The organism is Pedobacter sp. (genome assembly GCF_035566355.1).
Taxonomy (GTDB): Bacteria; Bacteroidota; Bacteroidia; order Sphingobacteriales; family Sphingobacteriaceae; genus Pedobacter.
The window spans coordinates 1-3,599 of record NZ_DATMRL010000115.1 but is presented as its reverse complement, the minus strand read 5'-3'; the positions used below and the strand labels follow the sequence as shown (position 1 = coordinate 3,599).

The following is a 3,599-nucleotide window of genomic DNA, read 5'->3' as shown; positions in this document are numbered from 1 at the left end:
AGTAAAGCAGGTTTTGTATGATAAGGATACTAAAAAAGCGCGGGGTGTAGAGATTCTGGATATAGAAAACAATCAAACTTATGAGTTTAAAAGTAAAATCGTTTTTTTATGTGCTTCAACTTTAAACACTGCATGGATCTTATTGAACTCAGCAACCGATGTATGGCCAGGTGGATTGGGAAGTAGCAGTGGTGAATTAGGACATAATGTAATGGATCATCATTATAATATAGGTGCTTCGGGTACTGTTGAAGGTTACGAGGATCAATATGTATTTGGGCGGAGAGCAAACGGTTTTTACATTCCAAGATTTGCGAATTTAGGCGGTGATAAAAGAGATTATCTGCGTGGTTTTGGGTATCAGGGAGGAGCAAGCAGAGAAGGGTGGAGCAGAGAGATTGCGGAGTTAAATATTGGCGGAGAATTTAAAGATGCTTTAACAGAACCAGGTCAATGGTCTATCGGCGCGACTGCATTTGGTGAAATTCTTCCTTATCATGAGAATAAAGTTTCGCTGGATCATCATAAGAAAGATAAATGGGGCTTGCCTGTTTTGGCTATGGATGCAGAATTAAAAGAGAATGAATTCAAAATGCGTAAAGATATGCAGGAAGAAATGCGGGCGATGTTTGATGCTGTAGGTGTAAAAAATATTCATACCTGGGATGGTGGTCATGCTTTAGGACACGGTATTCATGAGATGGGTACAGCAAGAATGGGCAGGGATCCAAAAACATCAGTTTTGAATAAATGGAACCAGGTATGGGATTGCATGAATGTATTTGTTACCGATGGCGCCTGTATGACTTCGTCTGCCTGTCAAAACCCTTCGTTAACTTATATGGCGCTGACAGCGAGAGCTGTAGATTATGCAGTTAGTGAGTTAAAGAAAAATAATATCTAGTACTATGGAAAGACGAGAACTTTTGAAAATGATTGCGTTGTTTACCGGCGGGGTGATGATTGGAGGTAATGCTTTGTTGGTTGGTTGCAGTCCTGGAAAAAGGGAATCAAAAAATGCAATAGATTTTACTTCGGAAGAAGTAGATTTTTTGAATGAGGTTTCCGAAACCATCTTGCCTGCTACTAAAAGCCCTGGAGCTAAAGCAGCTAAGGTTGGTACTTTTATGACGGTTATGGTGAATGATTGTTATGAAGAGAAAGATCAAAAAGCTTTTTATGCTGGCATTGGTCAACTTGATGAAGCCTGTAAAAAAATCCATGGTTCAGGTTTTTTAAAAGTGACCCCGGCACAAAGACTATCGTTATTAGTAAACCTTGATAAAGAAGCGAAAGAGTATCAGTCCAAAAAAAGTGGCTTAGAAGAAATAGAGCGTAAAAAGAATAAGGACTTTGCTGGCCTGCCAAATCATTATTTCACCATGATGAAGCAATTGACCATGCTCGGATATTTCACCTCAGAACCTGGTTGTACTCAGGCTTTAAGATATATTGCTGTTCCTGGACGCTTTGATGGAGCTGTTCCTTATAAAAAGGGCGATAAAGCCTGGGCTTAATTTCACCATAAATAACAGGAGCTTTTTCGGTCTATGCTCCCAGAAAAAAAGAAGGAACAAGGGAGAAGGCCTTTTAAGGTTTGCGGGCTTTTCCGGCCCGCCTAAGCTTAAGTAGCCTTCGATCTTATCCTTCTTTTTTATAAGAATAATAGGTTTGACTTCAACATAAATGGTTTAATAGCCTGGATTCTGCTTTAAATTAGGATTTTTCGCTATTTCATCCTGCGGAATTGGAAATAAACTACGGGTTGGGGATTTCGGGGAATGGTTAAACCATTGTTTAGTCTCATATATCCCAAAGCGAATCAGGTCCTGACGACGATGTGCTTCCGCAGCAAATTCCCATCCCAGTTCATCCAGGAAGCGCCCGTATTTAATATCAGCACCACCATTTGAAGCGGATATCGTTCCATCAGGTGCTTGCAATCCGTATTGATAAACGCTTCCTTTAAGTAAGTCTGCACCACTGACCATCGCTTTGGATGCATTACTTTTAAAGGCACGTTGTCTGATCTGGGTAACTAAGGTGGCTGCCCCGTCAGGGTCGCCTGTTCTAAGCAAAGCCTCTGCTTTCATCATCAGTACATCTCCGTAACGAAGAAAAGGAAAGTCATTGTCCAGATTGTTGGTGGCTTTTTGTTTGATCACAAATTTTCCGATTCTAAAACCTGCATTGCTCGGCGCAACAATTCCATCCAAACCACCCATTCCTGGTACCGAGTTGACATAAGAGATAAGTACCTGTCCGGTTAAAGGATTGGATTGTGGCCCCTGGATCCAGGAGTCTTTCAGCCTGCTGTCTTCTGGATCATAAGTGTTGATAAACTGAGGCACAGCGCAGTTACCGCCCCATGGTTGAGCAGTCATCTGATATACGCCCTGGCTCAGAGGATCCAATGTTTTCATGTGGATCTGGTTGCCTACGCCATAAATTTCATCGTATGGAATGGCAAATATGATTTCTGCAGAGTTCTGGTTGGTATAAGTAAATACATCTGAGTAATTGTTGTCCAGACGGTATTTGCCACTGGCTATAATATCATTGGCTTCTTTAATACATTTTGCATATTCAGCGGTACCTACATAAACTTCTGAGTTGAGGTATATTTTGGCTAGTAAGGCTTTTACACCCCATTTGTTTAATCTTCCGTAGGTGGTTTTTGCATCTTCGCTCAGCGATGGCATAATTTCATTGAGTTCTTTTACAACGAATGCATACACTTCGGCCCTGGTGTTTTGTTTAGGCAGGGTTTTATCATCAGGGTCTACTTTGGTAATGATCGGTACATTTCCATGGTTGTCCAGCAACAGGTAATAGCCAAAGGCCCTGACTGCACGGAGTTCTGCCACTACACCTGCCTTGATATCACCCAGCTGAAGGGTGCCGGCATCAATTTGAGAAAGGATGGTATTGGTTTTGGTGATGGTGGCAAAGGCATTTATCCAGGTGTTATAAGGTTGCCATTCCTGGGTAGTCCAGGTATGCTGGTGCATCCGGCGGTAGGTTCCGGCATCATCCCATCCATTTGGCCGAACGGGTGTAATGATACAGTCCGCAGCCTCTTCCTGCAGGTCAAAATACCCTTGCCATCCACACATCACTGTTCTGAGAGAGGCGTAGGTAGGTGCCAGAATGGTTGGAAGATCTTTTTCAGTTGGAGTGAACTTGGAAGGAAGTACTTCAGAGTAGACTTCTTCATCCAGTTTGGTACAAGAGCTTAGGGTGCCTGCACATCCAAAAGCTGCAATAAGTATATATAATATTTTTGTTTTCATGATGTTATCAGTTATGGCTTAAAAAGAGACATTAAGGCCTGCGGTGAATGTTCTTGTGGTTGGATAAGTATCTCTGTTTTCGATACCTGGTGCAAAGCTGAAATCGCCGGTATAACTTACGGCCTCCGGATCCAGGCCTTTGTATTTTGTAATGGTAAACAGGTTCAATGCAGAAACGTATATTCTGAGGTTCCTGATTCCTTTGATCAGTTTATCGGAAAAGGTATAACCTAGAGTAACGTTGTCAATTTTAACATAATCCGCTTTTTCAATATAGTCACTTACATAGACCAGATCGCTGTTCAG

Annotated in this window: 4 protein-coding genes; 2 read left to right on the top strand and 2 right to left on the bottom strand. The window is 41.9% G+C overall.

All coding sequences use genetic code 11. The features are described 5' to 3' along the window. Together VNZ46_RS04395 and VNZ46_RS04390 are read left to right on the top strand one after the other, a co-directional pair. Window positions 1-904, top strand: a 904-nt coding sequence (locus VNZ46_RS04395; RefSeq protein ID WP_325558905.1) for a GMC family oxidoreductase, incomplete at its 5' end; no start/stop codon positions are given. 4 nt (window positions 905-908) lie between these two features. Then, window positions 909-1,517, top strand: a complete 609-nt coding sequence (locus VNZ46_RS04390; protein ID WP_325558903.1) for a gluconate 2-dehydrogenase subunit 3 family protein — start codon at window positions 909-911, stop codon at window positions 1,515-1,517. Between the two features lie 174 nt (window positions 1,518-1,691). On the opposite strand, the gene VNZ46_RS04385 is transcribed toward VNZ46_RS04390, so the two are convergent. Beyond that, window positions 1,692-3,293, bottom strand: coding sequence for a RagB/SusD family nutrient uptake outer membrane protein (locus VNZ46_RS04385; RefSeq protein WP_325558902.1), 1,602 nt, complete (start codon window positions 3,291-3,293; stop codon window positions 1,692-1,694). An 18-nt stretch (window positions 3,294-3,311) separates the two neighbouring features. After that, window positions 3,312-3,599: hypothetical protein (locus VNZ46_RS04380; RefSeq protein ID WP_325558900.1), on the bottom strand; the 288-nt coding region annotated here is incomplete at its 5' end.

Excerpts from the sequence above, each read along its gene's own strand:
- VNZ46_RS04390 (WP_325558903.1), top strand. The coding sequence starts at position 909 with ATGGAAAGACGAGAACTTTTGAAAATGATTGCGTTGTTTACCGGCGGG.
- VNZ46_RS04385 (WP_325558902.1), bottom strand. The coding sequence starts at position 3,293 with ATGAAAACAAAAATATTATATATACTTATTGCAGCTTTTGGATGTGCA.